The sequence below is a fragment of the Nonomuraea sp. NPDC050547 genome (assembly GCF_044457345.1).
In the GTDB taxonomy this organism is placed as follows: domain Bacteria; phylum Actinomycetota; class Actinomycetes; order Streptosporangiales; family Streptosporangiaceae; genus Nonomuraea.
Genome location: NZ_JBITGW010000011.1, coordinates 126,150 through 142,366 on the forward strand (window position 1 = coordinate 126,150; position 16,217 = coordinate 142,366).

A 16,217-nucleotide genomic window follows, 5' to 3' on the forward strand; every position below is an offset into this window, starting at 1 on the left:
TGCCGCTTGAGCAATGATCGCATCGTGAGACCGACGATGAAGGACGTCGCCTCGGCCGCCGGAGTCGCGCTGAAGACTGTATCGCGGGTGGTCAACGGCGAACCCGGCGTGAACCCGGCCACCGCCGAGCGGGTGCGGGCGGCCATCGACGCGCTCGGCTACAGCCGCAACGAGAGCGCCAGAGTCCTGCGCCAGGGCCGCACCTCCACGGTCGGCCTGGTCATCGAGGACATCTCCGACCCCTTCTACTCGGGTCTCGGCCGCGCCGTCGAGCAGGTCGCGATCGCCCACGGCTGCCTGCTGCTCAGCGGGTCCTCAGGCGAGAACCCGGAACGCGAGCGGGAACTGGTCCGCACGTTCTGCGCGCGCCGCGTGGACGGGCTGATCGTGGTCCCGGCCGGTGACGACCATTCGTACCTGCGGCCCGAGCTCGACGCCGGCACGCCCGCGGTCTTCGTGGACCGGCCGCCCGGACCCGAGATCGACGTGGACACCGTGCTGTGCGACAACGCGGGCGGCGCCCGGCTGGCCGTCGCGCACCTGCGGAAGGCGGGGCACCGGCGGATCGCCTTCCTCGGCGACAGCCCGTCCATCTTCACCGCGGCCGAGCGGCTGAAGGGCTACCGCGCGGCGCTGGGCGAGCTGTCCGATCCGGCGCTGGTCTCGATGCGCGCCCCCGACCTGGCCGGCACCGGCGCCGACCTGGAGCGCATGCTCAGCCTGCCCGACCCGCCGACCGCGCTGTTCACCGGCAACGGCCGGCTGACCGTGACCACGCTCAGGGCGCTGCGCGGGCGGCCGCTCGCGCTGGTCGGCTTCGACGACTTCGAACTGGCCGACCTGCTCACGCCGGGCGTCACCGTGGTCGCCCAGGATCCGGCCGGGCTCGGCCGGGTGGCCTCCGAGCTGCTGTTCCGCCGCCTGGCCGGTGATCGCGGCCCCGCGCAGCACCTCCAGCTACCGGTACGCCTCATCGCCCGTGGATCGGGCGAGCAGTCCCCCTCAGCTGCCTGAACAGGGCCAGCGCCACCACGACCCCGGCCGCGCCGCCGATGACCATGGCCGTCGGCGGGCCGGTCAGCTCGCCCACGCCGCCCACGATCGCCGCCCCCGCCGCCTGCCCGGTCATCAGCCCCGCCGACTGCAGGCCGAACGCCTGCCCGCGCACGTGCTCGGGCACCGCCTCCAGGAAGCGCCGCTGCAGCCCGAGCTGGTAGGCCAGCCCGGCCGCCGCGCACGCCGTCAGCACCGCCGCCCACACCACTCCCGGTTCCAGGGCGAAGAACAACCAGGGCACGCCGAGCAGCACCGCGAGCGGCAGCGACAGCCGTTCACGCAGGGACGGCGCGGCGAAGCGGCCCACGGTGAACTCCCCCACCGCCATGCCCACCGCCGCCGCGGCGAGCACCACGCCCGCCTGCCCCTGCCCGCCCATGTACGGCACGATCATCGCCTCCGGCCCGGCCAGGCACACCACCGGCAGCCATCCGGCCAGCAGCAGCCCGCGTACCCGCCGGTCGGCGAGCAGTTCCCTGTTCACCCGCAGCGTGGCGCGCACCGCGCCCCGCTCCCCGTCCTGCCGGGCCTCCCGGTACGGCAGGCCGACCCGCAGCACCAGCGCGGCCGCCAGCGAAAGGACGGCGGTCACCGCCAGCGCCCCGTGCGCCCCGGTCCACGCCAGGAACGCCCCGCCCAGCGCCAGCCCGCCGACCTGGGCCCCGGCGGAGGTCACCCCCATCAGCGACCTGGCCAGCACGAACGCGTCACCCGGCAGCACGTCGGGCAGCATCGCGTTGCGCGCCGCACCGAACACCGGCGAGAACAGCCCGGTCACCAGCACCAGCGCGAGCATCGCCCACACCGGCAGCCCGGCGAAGGCCAGCAGGAGGCAGACCACCATCCTGACCAGCTCGCCGGCGATCATCAGCGCCCGCGGCGGCAGCCGGTCGGCCAGCGACAGCAGGAACATGCCGCCGAAGATGTAGGGCAGCCAGCCCGCCATGTAGGCCGCCGCCGACAGGCCCGGCGACCCGCTCTGGGCGTAGACGAGCACTGACAGCGCCAGCATCTTGATCGAGTCACCGGCGATCAGCAACGCGAAGCTGCCGAACAGCACCCGGAACTCGCGCACGGCGAAGACCTCGCCGAAGGTGGCGCCGCGCTCACTCGTCTGGGACAACACAACTCCTTGCGAATCATTGCGAAAAGGCGGAAGGCGGCTCCGGAGGGAGGTTCGGAGCCGCCGGTCGTCACGATGCTGGGCCGTGGTGTCCCGCAGCGGCCAAGCTTTCGGATATAACCGAAAGGTGTTCAGGGTCGAAGTCACCCCGCAGGACGTGGTGGCCAGCAGGTTCGCGATCTCGCCGCTGGTCGAGACCATGCACGCGCAGTGGATGCTCGACGGCCGCACCGAGGCGGGGGTCCACGCCAACTGGACGCGGCGCTGGCGCGAGCACTACCGGGAGCTGGAAAGGCGGCACCCGGCGCTGCGCGCGGCGGCGGTGATCTCCGGCAACAGGGGCTCCGACAACGTGGACTTCCTGGCCCCGCCGCCGACCGGCGTGAACGTGCCGTTCGAGCGGGAACTGGCGGCCATGCGGGCCACCCCGGTCGCCCAGGCGCACGCGGAGATCGACCGGGCGCTGGCCGGACGGCGCTCGGCGCACCGGCCGGCGGTTCCCCGGCCCGTCCGCGAGATGCTCCTCGGCCCCGACGTGGTCACGCTGCTGGCCGACGCCTACCAGGCGCTGTGGGCGGAGATCGTCTCCAAGAGCTGGCCGTTCTTCCACGCGGTGCTGGAGCGGGACGTCGTGCAGCGGGCGGGGCGGCTGGCCACCTACGGCTGGGCGGCGGCGCTGGACGACCTCAGCTCGCGGGTGCGCTGGGACCCCGCCGGGCACATCGAGGTACGGCTGCGCGACACCGTCGGCGGGGATCACCGGCTGGGCGGCAAGGGGCTGCTCTTCCTGCCGTCGGTGTTCACGACGGGGCTGGGGTTGTATCTGGAGGAGGCGTGGCCGTACGCGCTGACCTATCCCGCGCGGGGGATCATGGCGGGCACGGCCGTCTCGCCGGGCGGGCTGGCCGGGCTCGTCGGGCGCACCCGCGCCCGCATCCTGACCGAGCTGGCCGCGCCGGCGACGACGACGCACCTGGCGGCGTTGTTCGGGCACAGCGCGGGCACGACGGGCGGGCACCTGGCGGCGCTGCGCCGGGCCGGGCTGGTGTCAGGCACGCGAACCGGACGCAAGGTCCTTTACACTCGCACCGCGCTCGGCGACGCCCTGGTGCAGGGACAGGTATAGTCGAGATCATCCGTTCAGCACAAGTGTTCAAGGGAGCACGCGCATGAATCCCGAAACCGAAGCGCGTTTCCCGCACCAGCTGATGTACACCGCGGCCAAGCAGTACTACCTGGAGGATGCCACCCAGGCCGAGATCGCCGCCAGCCTGGGCGTGAGCAGGGCCACCGTCAGCCGTTTACTGACCGAGGCCCGCAAGCAGGGCATCGTCGAGATCCGCGTGCACCGGCCGGAGACGCTGGAGGACGGGCGCCTGGCCGCCGAGCTGGCCGGCTTCCTGGGCATCCGGCGTGTCTACCTGGTGCCCAAGGTGAGCGGGCCGAAGCTCGGGCCATGGCTGGCGCCGGGCCTGGCCCGCGCGCTGGCCGACACGGAGCTGGAGCCGGGCGACGTGGTGCTCGTCTCATCGGGCAGCACCGTCTACGAGTGCGCCCGCGAGGGGCTGGGCAGGTTCCCCGGCGTCACGGTCGCGCCGGCCGTCGGCGGGCAGGAGGAGCCGCAGCCGTGGTTCCAGACCAACGAGACCACCCGCATCCTGGCCGAGGGCCTCGGTGGAGTGCCCAGCTACCTGTACGCGCCCGCGCTGCCGGGACCGGAGCTGTTCTACTCGCTGCAGCACGAGCCGTCCGTGCGCCGGGTCATGGACCTGTGGGCGCGGGCCAAGTGCGCCATCATGGGCGTCGGCTCGGCGCCGCTGATGCGCCAGGTCGTGCCCGCGTTCGTCCCGCGTGAGGCGCCCGGCCTGAACCAGGCCGTCGGCGACGTGTGCTCGCGCTTCTACGACCGCGACGGCGAGCCCGTCGGCTACTCCGGCAGCGAGCGGCTGGTGGCCACGAGCGCCGAGGAACTGCGGCGCATCCCCCACTCGATCGCGGTGGCCGTCGGCGCCGAGAAGGCGGCCGCGATCGTGGCCGCGGCCAAGGGCGGCTACTTCAACCGGCTGGTCACCGACGCGACGACCGCGGAGAGCATCCTTACCATCTCGTAGAAATTTTGCTCTGGACATCTGTTCTGTGGTCGGGCTAGCGTGATGCGCACCACAGGACGGAGGTCGCCGTGAAGACAACCCTGACCGCCGCATTGGCGGTGGCGTTGCTCGCCGGGTGCGGGAGTGCCACAACCACCGGGGGCACGGGCTCCACGGAAGGCGCGAAGGTCGCCTTCCTCATGCCCGACCTGGCCTCGACCAGGTACGAGCAGGCCGACGCCCCGCTGTTCAAGGCCAAGATGAAGCAGCTCTGCCCGAGCTGCGAGGTGATCTACCAGAACGCCGACTCCGACGCCTCCAAGCAGCAGCAACAGGCCAACTCGGCCATGGCCCAAGGGGTCAAGGCCATCGTGCTGGACCCGGTCGACTCGGCCGCCGCGGCCTCCATCGTGAAGACCGCGCAGTCGCAGCAGATCGCGGTCATCGCCTACGACCGGCCCATCCCGGCCACCCCCGCCGACTACTACATCTCCTTCGACAACGAGAAGATCGGCTCGATGATCGCGCAGTCGCTCGTCGACCACCTCAAGAAGGAGAACGCGAAGGGCGGGCTGCTCCAGGTCAACGGCTCCCCCACGGACGCCGCCGCGGGCCTGATCAAGAAGGGCATCCACAGCGCGGTCGACCCGAGCGGCTTCAAGCTACTGGCCGAGTACGACACCCCCGACTGGCAGCCGGAGAAGGCCCAGCAGTGGGTCGCCGGCCAGATCAGCCAGTTCCGCGACGACATCGCCGGCGTGGTGGCCGCCAACGACGGCACCGGCGGCGGCGCGATCGCCGCGTTCAAGGCGGCCGGAGTGAAGGTGCCGCCGATCACCGGCAACGACGCCGAGCTCGCCGCCGCCCAGCGCATCATCGCCGGCGACCAGTACAACACGATCTCCAAGCCCATCAAGATCGTCGCCGAGGCGTCGGCCGTGGTGGCGTGGGAGTTCATGCAGGGCAAGAAGCCCGCGGGCAAGGCCACGCTCTACAACACGCCGTCGGAGCTGTTCGTCCCGACCGTGGTCACCAAGGAGAACATCAAGGAAGTGCTCTTCGACAGCGGGCTGATGAAGGCGGCCGACGCCTGCAAGGGCGAGTACGCGGCGGGCTGCGCCGAGCTGGGCATCAAGTAACCATGCCCCCGATCCTCTCCCTGCGCGGGATCACCAAGACCTTCGGCGCGGTCGCCGCGCTCACCGACGTCGACCTGGACGTGCGCGCCGGCCAGGTCGTCGCGGTGGTCGGCGACAACGGCGCGGGCAAGTCCACCCTGGTCAAGGTCCTGTCGGGCGTCCACCCGCAGGACGGCGGGACGATCACCTTCGACGGCGGGCAGACCGCGATCCCCACCCCCGCCGCGGCCCAGCGGCTCGGCATCGCCACCGTCTTCCAGGACCTGGCGCTCTGCGAGAACCTCAACGTGATCGAGAACCTCTTCCTCGGCCAGGAGATCCGCCCGTTCCGGCTGGACGACGTGGCCATGGAGACCCGCTCGCACGACCTGCTCAAGCAGTTGTCGGCGAAGATCCCCAACCTGCGCGCCCCGGTCGCCGGGCTCTCCGGCGGCCAGCGCCAGACCGTGGCCATCGCCCGCTCGCTGCTCGGCGAGCCGAAGGTCATCATCCTGGACGAGCCGACCGCCGCGCTGGGCGTGGCCCAGACCGCCGAGGTGCTCAACCTCGTCGAGCGGCTCAGGGAGAACGACCTGGGCGTCATCATGATCAGCCACAACATGGCCGACGTGAAGGCGGTGGCCGACAAGGTCGCGGTGCTGAGGCTCGGGCGCAACAACGGCGTGTTCGACGCCGCCGAGGTGTCGGCCGAGGAGATCGTCGCCGCCATCACCGGAGCGAGCGACAACGTGGTGAGCAGAAGGGCGGCGCGCTCATGACCACAACCCTGCAGAGGCAGCGGCTCAAGGGCACCGTGGAGAGCGTACGCGGCGGCGACCTGGGCGTGATCCCGGTCGTCGTCGGGCTGGTGGTGATCTGGACGGTCTTCCAGATCCTCAACCCGGTCTTCCTGTCCAGCCGCAACCTGGTCGACCTGGCCATGGACTCGGCCCCGGTCGGGATCATGGCGCTGGGCATCGTGTGCGTCCTGCTGGTCGGGCAGATCGACCTGTCCGTCGGCTCGGTCAGCGGCCTGTCCGGCGCGGTGCTGGCGGTGCTCTTCGTCGACCGCGGCCTGCCGGTCGTGGTCGCGATCCTGGCCGCGATGGCGCTGGGCGCGCTCATCGGCTACCTGTACGCCCAGCTGTTCAACCGCTTCGGCGTCCCGAGCTTCGTCATCACGCTCGCCGGGCTGCTGGCCTTCCTCGGGCTGCAGCTGTGGGTGCTGCGCGGCAAGGGCGCGATCAACCTGCCCTTCGAGTCGGGACTGGTGAACTTCGCCCAGCTCAGCTTCGTGCCGCCGTGGCTGGCCTACGTGCTCGTGGCCGTGGCCGCCGGATGGCTGTTCGTCTCGGGCTTCCTGCACGCCCGCGCCAGGCGCGACGCCGGGCTGCCCGCCCGCGGCCTGACCGGGCTGCTGGTGCGCAGCGGGGCGCTGCTGATCGGCCTCGGCGGCGTGGTCTGGTACCTCAACCAGGCCCGCGGCGTCGGCTGGATGTTCGTCCTGTTCGTGGCGATGGTGCTGGTCATGCACTACCTGCTCGCCCGGACGAAGTGGGGCAAGTCCGTCTACGCCGTCGGCGGCAACGTCGAGGCGGCCCGGCGCGCGGCGATCAACGTGAAGGCCACCTACACCTCGGTGTTCGTGCTGTGCAGCACGTTCGCCGCGATCGGCGGCATCCTCATGGCGTCCAGGCTCGCCGCCGCCAACCAGAGCAGCGGCACCGGTGACGTCAACCTCAACGCGATCGCCGCCGCGGTGATCGGCGGCACCAGCCTGTTCGGCGGGCGCGGCACCGCCTTCGGCGCGCTGCTCGGCATCGTCGTCATCCAGTCCATCTCCAGCGGCCTGACCCTGCTGAACCTCGACTCCTCGATCCGCTTCATGGTCACCGGGGCCGTCCTCCTGCTCGCCGTGATCGTGGACTCGGTGGCGCGCAGGTCGCGTACCTCCCACGGCAGGGCGTGATGGCGGCCATCTGCGTCGACGCCGGGACCACGGTGATCAAGGCGGTCGGCTACACCGCCGACGGGACCGAGGCCGCCGTGGCCCGCCGTTCCGTGGCCGTCTCCCGGCCCGCCCCCGGCCACGCCGAGCAGGACATGGACGCGGTCTGGACGGCGGTCGCCGCCGTGGTCGCCGAGGTGGCGGCCGAGGTCGGCCCGGTGGACTTCCTGGCGCTCACCGCCCAGGGCGACGGACTCTGGCCGGTCGGCCGGGACGGCGCGCCCACGGGCCCGGCCATCCTGTGGAACGACGCCAGGGCCGCCGGGATCGTCCGCGAATGGAACCGCACCGGAGTCTCCGAGCGGGCCTTCCGCGTCAACGGCTCCGCCCCCGCCTCCGGGCTGCCGAGCGCGATCCTCGCCTGGCTCTCCACCCACGACCCGGACCGCCTGGCCCGCTCCTCATCGGTGCTCAACTGCGGCGGCTGGCTGTTCACCAAGCTCACCGGACACCTCGCCACCGACTACTCCGCCTTCACCGACCTGCTCGCCGGCCGCTACTCCGCCGAACTCCTCACGCTGTTCGGCGTCGAGCACGCCGAACGGCTGCTGCCCGAGCTGCGCCTGACCGACCGGGCCGAGCCGCTCACCCGCGCCGCCGCCGAGCGGGTCGGCCTGCCCGAGGGCACTCCGGTCGTCCTCGCGCCGTACGACATCGCCGCCACCGCGCTCGGCGCGGGCGCGGTGGCCGACGGGCAGGCCTGCGCGATCCTGGGCACCACCCTGTGCACCGAGATCGTCGTGGACCGTCCCGCGCTGGACGGCGAGCCGTCCGGCATCACCGTCGCGCTCGGCTCCTCCTACCTGCGGGCGATGCCCACGTTCGCCGGCACCGAGGTGATCCACTGGGCCTGCCGCCTGCTGGGCCTCAGCGGTCCTGCCGAACTGGCCGACCTCGCCGCCCGCGGCACGCCCGGCGCGGACGGGCTGGCGTTCCTGCCCTACCTCTCCCCCGCCGGCGAGCGCTCACCCTTCGTCGACCCGCAGGCCCGGGGCTCCTTCCTCGGGCTGTCGCTGGAACACGGCCGCGAACACGTCGCCAGAGCCGTGCTCGAAGGACTGGCCCTGGTCATCGCCGACTGCTTGGCCGCCGCCGGCCGTTCACCGCACGAGCTGCGGGTCTGCGGGGGCGGGGCGGCCAGCGCGCTGTGGGTGCGGCTGATCGCGGACATGACCGGGCTGCCCGTGCTCCGCTCCGCCGACGCGGAGGCGGGCGCGCGGGGCGCCTTCCTGGTGGGGCTGGTCGCCACGGGTGCCGCGCCGTCGACGGCGGAGGCCGCCACCCAGCATGTACGGCCCGGCCGCCCCGTTCACCCATCCGGGTCAATCATGAAATTTCAGGACTTCATGGCCTTGCGGGAGGCCGCCTCGGTCACCTGGCCGTTGCTGGCGGAGTTGCGGAGCCGTACATGAGTGTCTGGGTCGGGATCGATCTCGGGACGCAGAGCGTGCGCGCCATGGCGGTCACCGGCGACGGCGAGGTGCTCGGCACGGGCGCGCGCCCGCTCACCAGCCGCCGCGACGGTGACCGGCACGAGCAGGACCCCGAGCAGTGGTGGGGACAGCTGGCCGCCGCCTGCGCCGAGGCGCTCGCGGGAGTGGAGCCCGCGGAGGTGGCCGGGGTGGCCGTGGACGCCACCTCTGGAACGATCCTGCTCACCACCGCGGACGGCCGACCGGTCACACCGGCGCTCATGTACGACGACCGGCGCGCGGCCGCTGAGCTCGACCGGGTCAACGACGTGGGCGGGCAGGTGTGGGCGCGGCTGGGGTACCAGCGGATGCAGGCCAACTGGGCGCTGCCCAAGCTGCTGTGGCTGCTGCGCTCGGCCGGGCCCGGCGTCCGGCTGGCCCATCAGAGCGACTTCGTCACCCGCCGCCTGGCGGGAGAGCCGGTGGCCACCGACCTGAGCAACGCGCTGAAGACCGGCGTCGACCTCATCGCCGAAGACTGGCCGACGGCGGTCATGGACGCGCTCGGGGTGCCGCCGGACGCGCTGCCCCCGGTGGTGCGGCCCGGGGCGCGGATCGGGAGCGTGTGCGCGCGGGCCGCCCGGGAGACCGGCCTGCCCGAAGGCACCCCGATCCTGGCCGGTACCACCGACGGCTGCGCGGCCCAGCTCGGCGCGGGAGCCATCCGGGTGGGCTCCTGGAACTCGGTGCTCGGCACCACGCTCGTGCTCAAGGGCGTCACCCGCGACCTGATCCACGACCCGCTCGGCGTCGTCTACTCCCACCGGGCCCCGGACGGCTCCTGGCTGCCCGGCGGCGCCTCCAGCACCGGCACCGGCGTCCTGTCCACGGCGCTGCCCGGCCGCGACCTCACCGCCCTGAGCCACGAGGCCGCCACTCGCGACCAAGCGGCCCGCGAACAGGCCGCTCGTGAACGAGCCGCCCGCGGGAGCGCGGACCGGGAGCGCGCGGGCAGCAGGAGCGGGAACCAGGGGCGTGCGGGGCGGTCGGTTCCGCCCGTGATCTACCCGCTGGTCTCGCCCGGCGAGCGCTTCCCCTTCGCCGCCGCGGACGCCCGCTCCTTCACCCTCGGCGCCCCCGCCGACGACGTCGAGACCTACATGGCGATCCTGCGCGGCGCGGCCTACGTCGAACGGCTCTGCTTCGACTACCTCGACCTGCTCGGCGCCCCCGTGGACGGCGAGATCATCCTGACCGGCGGCGCCACCAGGAGCGCCTACGGCAACCAGTTGCGCGCCGACGTGCTCGGCCGCCCGGTGACCCTGCGCGAGAACGCCGAGCCCGCCCTCGGCATGGCCGCCCTGGCCGCCTCCGCCGATCTGGCCAGGACCAGGGAGGTCGTCGAGCCGCGGACCCGCGACGCGGAGCCGTACCTGCGATTCGTGGAGGAGCTGCGCGCCCGGGGCTGGCTCGACGAGCGGGTGGCCCGCCACGCGACGGAGAGGACACGAGCATGACCCTGCTGCTGGCCAGGCACGGCGAGACCATCTGGCACGACGGCAACCGCTACGCGGGGCTCAGCGACGTCGCGCTGACCCCGCGCGGCGAGGAGCAGGCGCGTGAGCTGGCCGCCTGGGCGAAGGGCGCGGACCTGAGCGCCGTGTGGACGTCCACGCTCAGCCGCGCGAGGATCACCGCGGCGGCGAGCGCGACGGCCGCAGGGGTGCCGCTCCACGTGGACGAACGGCTGCGCGAACTCGACTTCGGCCAGGGCGACGGCCTGACCGCAGCCGAGATGCGCGAGCGCTTCCCCGAGGCCCGCGCGGCCTTCGAGGCCGACCCCGCCGCCCACCCGCTGCCCGGCGGGGAGGATCCGGCCGCGGCGGCCGGGCGCTTTCTCGCCTGTCTGCGGGAGATTCCGCCCGGCCGGGTGCTGGTCGTCGCCCACACCACCGCGATCCGGCTGGCGCTGTGCGCGCTGGTCGGCCTGCCGCTGGGCGCCTACAGAAGGGCCTTTCCCAAGCTGGACAACTGCGCGATCACGGAGATCGACCTCAAGGGCGCGATCCTCCGCTACAACGCCCCTACTTCCTGGAGCCGCACGTGACTGTCCGTGTGCTCGCCGCCGGCGACCACTTCGTTCTCAACCGCCTGCTCGTGGCGGCCATGCGCCGCGAGGTGCCCTCGGGACTGGCGGTCGGGGAGCTGACGCTGCCCTGGCCGGTGGTGCCGTTCGGCCCCGTGGGCGAGGTGCGGGAGGCCTCCGACGTCGAGGACTCGCTGATCGAGGCGCTGCGCGGGGTCGAGGTCTGCGTCACGCAGATGGCGCCGCTCACCGAACGGGTGCTGGCCGAGGCCAAGGAGCTCAGGCTGTTCTGCGTCACCCGCGGCGGGCCGGTCAACGCCAACCTGGCCGCGGCCACGAAGGCGGGGGTCGCGGTGACGTTCGCGCCCGGCCGCAACGCGGTGGCCACCGCCGAGCACACGGTGGCGCTGCTGCTCGCGGCCACCCGCCGCATCCCGCAGACGCACTCCGACCTGGCCGCGGGCGTCTGGCGCGGCGACTACTACGTCTACGACAACGTCGGCCCCGAGCTGGAGGGCAGCACGGTCGGCCTGGTCGGCTACGGCGCGATCGGCAGCCGCGTGGCCCGCATGCTGCGCGGGTTCGGGGCCGAGGTGCTGGTGCACGACCCGTACGTGGAGCTGGAGGAGTCGGTGGAGCTGCCCGAGCTGCTGGCCCGCTCGCGGTTCCTGTCGCTGCACGCCCGCGCCACCCCGGAGACCGACGCGATGATCGGCGCCGCCGAGCTGGCCGCCCTGCCGCGCGGCTCGGTCGTGGTCAACTCCGCCCGCGGCTCCCTGCTGGACTACGACGCGCTGTGCGACGCGCTGGAGTCCGGCCACCTGTTCGGCGCGGCGCTGGACGTCTTCCCCGAGGAGCCCATCCCGGCCGGCTCGCGCCTGCTCACCACGCCGAACCTGGTGATGACCCCGCACCTGGCCGGCGGCAGCAAGCAGACGGCGGCCAACGCCGCGCGCATCGCCGCCGAGGAGGTCGGCCGCTACACGCGCGGCGAGCCGCTGGCCCACCTGGCCAACCCGGAGTTGCTCAGCCCTTGAGCGCGCCCGCCATCAGCCCGCGCATGAAGAAGCGGCCGAGCAGGACATAGATGATCATCGTCGGGATCGAGGCCAGGATCGCCGCCGCCATCTGCTGGCTGTACGGCGTGGCCTGCGCCCCGGCGATGTTGTTGAGCATGACGGTCGTCGGCCAGCTCCTGGGCCCCGTGATGAACACGGCGAACAGGAAGTCGTTCCACAGCGAGGTGAACTGCCAGATGATCACCACGGCGATGGCCGGGCCCGAGACGGGCAGCACGACCGACCAGTAGGTGCGCAGCATGCCCGCGCCGTCCACCCGGGAGGCCTCGATGAGCTCGTCCGGGATGGTGACGTAGTAGTTGCGGAAGATCAGCGTGCAGATCGGGATGCCGTAGACCACGTGGGCCAGGATCAGCCCCGGCAGGCCGCCGTAGAAAACGCCCTGGACGCCGAAGAGGTCGTTGAGGCCCACCAGCAGCTCGACCAACGGGATCATCACGCCCTGGTAGGGGATGAACATGCCGAACAGGAACAGCGTGAACAACAGGTCCGCGCCGGGGAAGCGCCACTTGGACAGCACGTAGCCGTTCATGGAGCCCAGCGCGCACGACAGCAGCGAGCCGGGCACCGCGAGGAGCACGCTGTTCCAGATGCCGGGGGCCAGCTTCTCCCACGCCACCCGCCAGGGCTCCAGCGTCCAGGTCTGGGGCAGGGCCCACGCCTGTGACGGGTCCGCCTCGGTGAGCGGCTTGAAGCTGGTCGCCAGCAGGACGTAGATCGGGATGAGGAAGACGACCACGAAGGCGAGCAGAAGGGTCAGGCGCACGGCCTTCATGAACGCCTGTCCTTCCGTACGGTCCAGATGAGGTAGGGGATCACGAAGATCGCGACGCTGAGCACGATGTACGTGGCGATGGTGGCGCCCTTGGCCGGGTCCTGGGAGTCGAAGACCGCCACCCACATGAAGACCGCGGGCACGTCGGTGATGATCTGCTTGCCGGACACCGCCACGATCAGGTCGAAGACCTTGAGCGAGATGTGCCCGAGGATGATCAGCGCCGACAGCGTGACCGGCCGCAGCAGCGGCAGCACGATGTGCCGGTAGACGCCCCACTCGGTGCAGCCGTCCACCCGGGCGGCCTCGCGCAGTTCCTCGGGCACGCCGCGGAAGCCCGCCAGGAAGAGTGCCATGACATATCCGGACATCTGCCAGATGGCGGGGATGGCCATCGCGGCCATCCCCCAGTCCGGATCACGGAACCACGCCCACTGCGGCAACCCGATCGTGTCGAACAACCGGTTCAGGCCGACCGCCCGCTCCCCGGTGCCCGAGTTCATGAGCCACCGCCACACGATGCCGGTCGCCACGAACGAGATCGCCATCGGGAACAGGTAGATCGCCCGGAACGTGCCCTCGCCCCTGATGCCCTTCTCCATGAGGAAGGCCAGGAACCAGCCGAGCAGCAGCGCGCCCAGCACGAACACGACCGTGAACAGGATCGCGTGGTTGACCGAGAGGTGCCACCTCTCCAGGTCCCAGATGTCGATGAAGTTCTTCAGCCCGACGAAGTTCCCCTCGGCCACCTCGCTGTGCTTGTCCGTCATGGCCAGCTGGACGTTCCAGCCGAGCATGCCGTACACGAAGACGCCGATCGCCACGATGGACGGCGCCACGAGGAGGAGCCCAGGCAGCCAGGTGCGTGCCCGTCTCACAACCAGTCCTTTCCAAAGGGGGTACGGCCCGGCCGTACCCCCTCTGATGTCACTGCGCGTTGGCCGTGGCCGCGTCGGCCAGACCCTTCTGCAGCGCTGCCACGTCCTGCTTGCCCAGGTAGAGACCGACCTGCTCGTTGATCGCCGTGAGCCACGGCTGGCTGACCGCCACGCCGTGCTGGACGGAGCCGGCCAGCTTGTTACCCGACCAGTCCTTCAGCGCGTCACCGAGGTAGTCGGTGTAGAGGGCGGCGTCGGCGTCCTTGCGTGCCGGGATGGAGCCCTTCTTCGGATTGAAGGCGTCCTGGCCCTCCTTGCTGGCCGCCACCTTCAGCCACGCGAGCGCGCCCTCACGGTTCTTGGCGCCCTTGGGCAGGGTGAAGCTGTCCGACAACCACAGGTAGGTGCCCTCGGTGCCGGGCGCGGGCGCCCAGTCGAAGTCGGTCTTCGACGTCTTGCCGAGGCCGCCGTCCGGCGGGTTGTGGAAGTAGCCGTAGGCCCAGTCGCCCATGATGTTGAAGGCCGCCTGGCCGTCGGCCACCTGCTTGGCGGCGGGCTGCCAGTCGTCCTGCGGGTCACCGGCGAACGACATGATCGTCTTGAAGTTCTCCAGCGCCTTGGTCACCTCGGGGGCGGCCCAGTTGGCGCCCGGCTTGAAGAGCGCGTTGTAGCCGTCGGTGCCCAGCGAGCCGAGCATGACGTTCTCCAGCAGGTGGGTGACCGTCCACTCCGAACCGATCGAGAGCGGGATCTTGCCCTTGGCCTTGACCTTGCCCAGCGCGGCGATGAAGTCCTCGATCGTCTTCGGCGCGCCCGCGACCCCGGCCTCCTTCAGGACCGCCGGGTTGAACCACAGCACGTTGGAGCGGTGGATGTTCACCGGCACCGAGTAGATCTTGCCGTCCACGCTGATCTGCTCGACCAGCTGGGCCGGGTAGACGTCCTTGAGCTTCAGCTCGTCATACAGCGAGGTGAGGTCCTCCAACTGCCCGGCCTTGATGTAGCCCTGCAACTCGGCGCCCGCGTGACCCTGGAAGGAGTCCGGCGGCTCGCCGCCCTGCAGCTTGGTCTGGAGCAGAGCCTTCGCCTTGTCCCCCGAACCGCCCGCGACCGCGGCGTCCAGGAACTTCAGGTTCGGGTTCTGGGTTTCAAATATCTTCCGCATCGCGGCCAGACCGTCGGCCTCACCGGGCCCGGTCCACCAGGAGAAGACCTCGACGTCGCTCGACGCAGCCTTCGTAGCGCCATCGGTGGCCTGGCCTGCGGGTGTGTTCCCACCGCCACAGGCGGTCACTCCGAGCAGGCCAGCCATCGTGATCGCGACGGCTGCCAACCACCGTCGTCGCATCGCACACCGTCCCTTCGAGACCCCCGAACGAACTCAGGTTGACAACGTTGTCAGTAGGGCCATCAACCCACTTCGCCCGCGGCGACGTCAAGGCATGCGCGATAACAGCTCAGAGACGTTCGAACCCGCCACCCGGTCCGGTCACGACCGTGACGCCGAAGTCGTGCTTGGTGCCGGGCAGATCCGCGGCGTCCGACATGGCCGCCACCACCAGCGCGCCGCTCAGCACCGCCAGCCCGACCAGCGCGATCAGATCGCAGCCGCCATCGGGCTTCCAGGTGGCCAGAACCACGTCGGACTCGGTCAGCTTCACCCGCTCGTCCAGCTCCGCCATCCGCGCCAGCAGCTCCGCCTGGCCCATCCGGCGTCCGCCGGACAGCACCAGCGCGTCCTGCAGCCGGGCGTCGATCGTCGGTAAGGGCGCCGGCTCCAGATTCAGCAGGTCCTCGAAGTCGATCGTGTCGACCACGGAGCCGAAGGCGATCACCTGCCGGACCCGCGATTCCTCCACCGCCCGCAGCGACAGCGGCGCCAGGTCCGGCGTGGTGATCAGCGTCCGCGCGTCGCACTCGGAAAGCCGCTCGGCCAGTTCCGCCCCCGACAGGCGCGGGTCGAGCGGCGCGGCGACGCCGCCGGCCGCGAGCACCGTGTGCACGGCCAGCGTCTGCGCGCACGCCGTGCTCACATGGACGCCCACGACCTGCTCACGCCTGGCGCCCCTGCGTACCATCCCGGACGCCGCCCTGGTCACCTCGGTGACCAGCCTGCGGTAGCTGTACACGAGGCCGCCGTGGAGATCCACGAGCGCCGGCCGGTCCCCTCGTTCGTAGGCCCGGCCGAACACCTCGTTGGTCACGGTGCCCGCAGACGAGACGATCGGCTTCATGCTTAGGACGGTACGGCGGGCATGCGTACCGCAGCATCCACCGATGTATGTATACCGATGTGCATTCACCGGGTTCCTCGACAGTTCGTCAACCGAATCCGTTGCGGGGCGGGCTCGAGCCCTGCGCGGCTCGAGCCCGCTGCCGCGTGCCCCAGACCAAAACCCCCACCCCTCCGAGGAGGCCCTGATCCGTGATGGGCACGCGACGCTCCCGGCGGACCGGCCGGGCGCGCCTCCGGTGTGGGCACCCCGGAGCACCGGGGTTCGGAGGTTGGCGCCAGTCGGCCGATCACATGGCAAACGCTAGGCCGACCGCGAGCGCGGCACATGCACTGAGATGGCCATTCGAGGGTGTATC

General features: G+C 71.6%; 15 protein-coding genes. 10 read left to right on the plus strand and 5 right to left on the minus strand.

The features are described from left to right. The first annotated feature begins 24 nt into the window (after positions 1-24). A complete protein-coding gene (locus tag ACIBHY_RS27205; RefSeq protein WP_397244831.1) occupies positions 25-1,014 on the plus strand; it encodes a LacI family DNA-binding transcriptional regulator in 990 nt (329 codons plus the stop codon). Here the strand turns inward: ACIBHY_RS27205 and ACIBHY_RS27210 are convergent. After that, positions 971-2,179, minus strand: coding sequence for an MFS transporter (locus ACIBHY_RS27210; RefSeq protein WP_397244833.1), 1,209 nt, complete (start codon positions 2,177-2,179; stop codon positions 971-973). The genes ACIBHY_RS27205 and ACIBHY_RS27210 overlap by 44 nt on opposite strands. 127 nt (positions 2,180-2,306) lie before the next feature. On the opposite strand from ACIBHY_RS27210, the gene ACIBHY_RS27215 reads away from it, so the two are divergent. From ACIBHY_RS27215 to ACIBHY_RS27255, 9 genes are all read left to right on the plus strand, one after another. After that, entirely contained in the window at positions 2,307-3,305 is a 999-nt protein-coding gene (locus tag ACIBHY_RS27215) for an ArsR/SmtB family transcription factor (RefSeq protein ID WP_397308078.1), read from the plus strand. 43 nt (positions 3,306-3,348) lie between these two features. Then, positions 3,349-4,290: a sugar-binding transcriptional regulator gene (locus ACIBHY_RS27220; protein ID WP_397244837.1), complete on the plus strand. Its 942-nt coding sequence runs from the start codon at positions 3,349-3,351 to the stop codon at positions 4,288-4,290. Positions 4,291-4,358: 68 nt separating this feature from the next. Further along, on the plus strand, positions 4,359-5,408 hold the full coding sequence (locus ACIBHY_RS27225) for a sugar ABC transporter substrate-binding protein (protein WP_397244839.1): 1,050 nt from the start codon (positions 4,359-4,361) through the stop codon (positions 5,406-5,408). A gap of 2 nt (positions 5,409-5,410) precedes the next feature. Continuing rightward, complete coding sequence (locus ACIBHY_RS27230; RefSeq protein WP_397244841.1) at positions 5,411-6,166, plus strand: ATP-binding cassette domain-containing protein; 756 nt, start codon at positions 5,411-5,413, stop codon at positions 6,164-6,166. Then, positions 6,163-7,356, plus strand: a complete 1,194-nt coding sequence (locus ACIBHY_RS27235) for a sugar ABC transporter permease (protein WP_397308079.1) — start codon at positions 6,163-6,165, stop codon at positions 7,354-7,356. The genes ACIBHY_RS27230 and ACIBHY_RS27235 overlap by 4 nt, the downstream gene beginning before the upstream one ends. After that, a complete protein-coding gene (locus ACIBHY_RS27240) occupies positions 7,356-8,807 on the plus strand; it encodes an FGGY family carbohydrate kinase (RefSeq protein ID WP_397308080.1) in 1,452 nt (483 codons plus the stop codon). Before ACIBHY_RS27235 ends, ACIBHY_RS27240 begins: the two co-directional genes overlap by 1 nt. After that, positions 8,804-10,324: an FGGY-family carbohydrate kinase gene (locus tag ACIBHY_RS27245; RefSeq protein ID WP_397308081.1), complete on the plus strand. Its 1,521-nt coding sequence runs from the start codon at positions 8,804-8,806 to the stop codon at positions 10,322-10,324. Before ACIBHY_RS27240 ends, ACIBHY_RS27245 begins: the two co-directional genes overlap by 4 nt. Then, positions 10,321-10,914 carry a histidine phosphatase family protein gene (locus ACIBHY_RS27250; RefSeq protein ID WP_397244849.1) on the plus strand — a complete coding sequence of 198 codons (594 nt, stop codon included), beginning with the start codon at positions 10,321-10,323 and terminating at the stop codon, positions 10,912-10,914. The genes ACIBHY_RS27245 and ACIBHY_RS27250 overlap by 4 nt, the downstream gene beginning before the upstream one ends. Beyond that, the gene (locus ACIBHY_RS27255) at positions 10,911-11,930 is read left to right on the plus strand and encodes a 2-hydroxyacid dehydrogenase (RefSeq protein WP_397244851.1); all 1,020 of its coding nucleotides are present in this window, start codon (positions 10,911-10,913) and stop codon (positions 11,928-11,930) included. The genes ACIBHY_RS27250 and ACIBHY_RS27255 overlap by 4 nt, the downstream gene beginning before the upstream one ends. Here ACIBHY_RS27255 and ACIBHY_RS27260 read toward each other — a convergent pair. The 4 genes from ACIBHY_RS27260 to ACIBHY_RS27275 form a co-directional block, all read right to left on the minus strand. Further along, positions 11,920-12,747: a carbohydrate ABC transporter permease gene (locus tag ACIBHY_RS27260; protein ID WP_184960344.1), complete on the minus strand. Its 828-nt coding sequence runs from the start codon at positions 12,745-12,747 to the stop codon at positions 11,920-11,922. The two genes, ACIBHY_RS27255 and ACIBHY_RS27260, sit on opposite strands and share 11 nt — an antisense overlap. Beyond that, positions 12,744-13,625 (minus strand): carbohydrate ABC transporter permease, encoded by an 882-nt coding sequence (locus ACIBHY_RS27265; RefSeq protein WP_379612433.1) that lies wholly within the window; start codon positions 13,623-13,625, stop codon positions 12,744-12,746. Before ACIBHY_RS27265 ends, ACIBHY_RS27260 begins: the two co-directional genes overlap by 4 nt. 49 nt (positions 13,626-13,674) lie before the next feature. Further along, positions 13,675-14,790 (minus strand): ABC transporter substrate-binding protein, encoded by a 1,116-nt coding sequence (locus tag ACIBHY_RS27270; RefSeq protein WP_397244854.1) that lies wholly within the window; start codon positions 14,788-14,790, stop codon positions 13,675-13,677. Between the two features lie 292 nt (positions 14,791-15,082). Next, the gene (locus ACIBHY_RS27275) at positions 15,083-15,859 is read right to left on the minus strand and encodes an AMP-binding protein (RefSeq protein WP_397308082.1); all 777 of its coding nucleotides are present in this window, start codon (positions 15,857-15,859) and stop codon (positions 15,083-15,085) included. Between the last annotated feature and the right edge of the window lie 358 nt (positions 15,860-16,217).

Coding starts and splice junctions, on each gene's coding strand:
- ACIBHY_RS27220 (WP_397244837.1), top strand. CDS start 3,349: ATGAATCCCGAAACCGAAGCGCGTTTCCCGCACCAGCTGATGTACACC.
- ACIBHY_RS27230 (WP_397244841.1), top strand. CDS start 5,411: ATGCCCCCGATCCTCTCCCTGCGCGGGATCACCAAGACCTTCGGCGCG.
- ACIBHY_RS27235 (WP_397308079.1), top strand. CDS start 6,163: ATGACCACAACCCTGCAGAGGCAGCGGCTCAAGGGCACCGTGGAGAGC.
- ACIBHY_RS27240 (WP_397308080.1), top strand. CDS start 7,356: ATGGCGGCCATCTGCGTCGACGCCGGGACCACGGTGATCAAGGCGGTC.
- ACIBHY_RS27245 (WP_397308081.1), top strand. CDS start 8,804: ATGAGTGTCTGGGTCGGGATCGATCTCGGGACGCAGAGCGTGCGCGCC.
- ACIBHY_RS27250 (WP_397244849.1), top strand. CDS start 10,321: ATGACCCTGCTGCTGGCCAGGCACGGCGAGACCATCTGGCACGACGGC.
- ACIBHY_RS27260 (WP_184960344.1), bottom strand. CDS start 12,747: ATGAAGGCCGTGCGCCTGACCCTTCTGCTCGCCTTCGTGGTCGTCTTC.
- ACIBHY_RS27270 (WP_397244854.1), bottom strand. CDS start 14,790: ATGCGGAAGATATTTGAAACCCAGAACCCGAACCTGAAGTTCCTGGAC.
- ACIBHY_RS27275 (WP_397308082.1), bottom strand. CDS start 15,859: ATGAAGCCGATCGTCTCGTCTGCGGGCACCGTGACCAACGAGGTGTTC.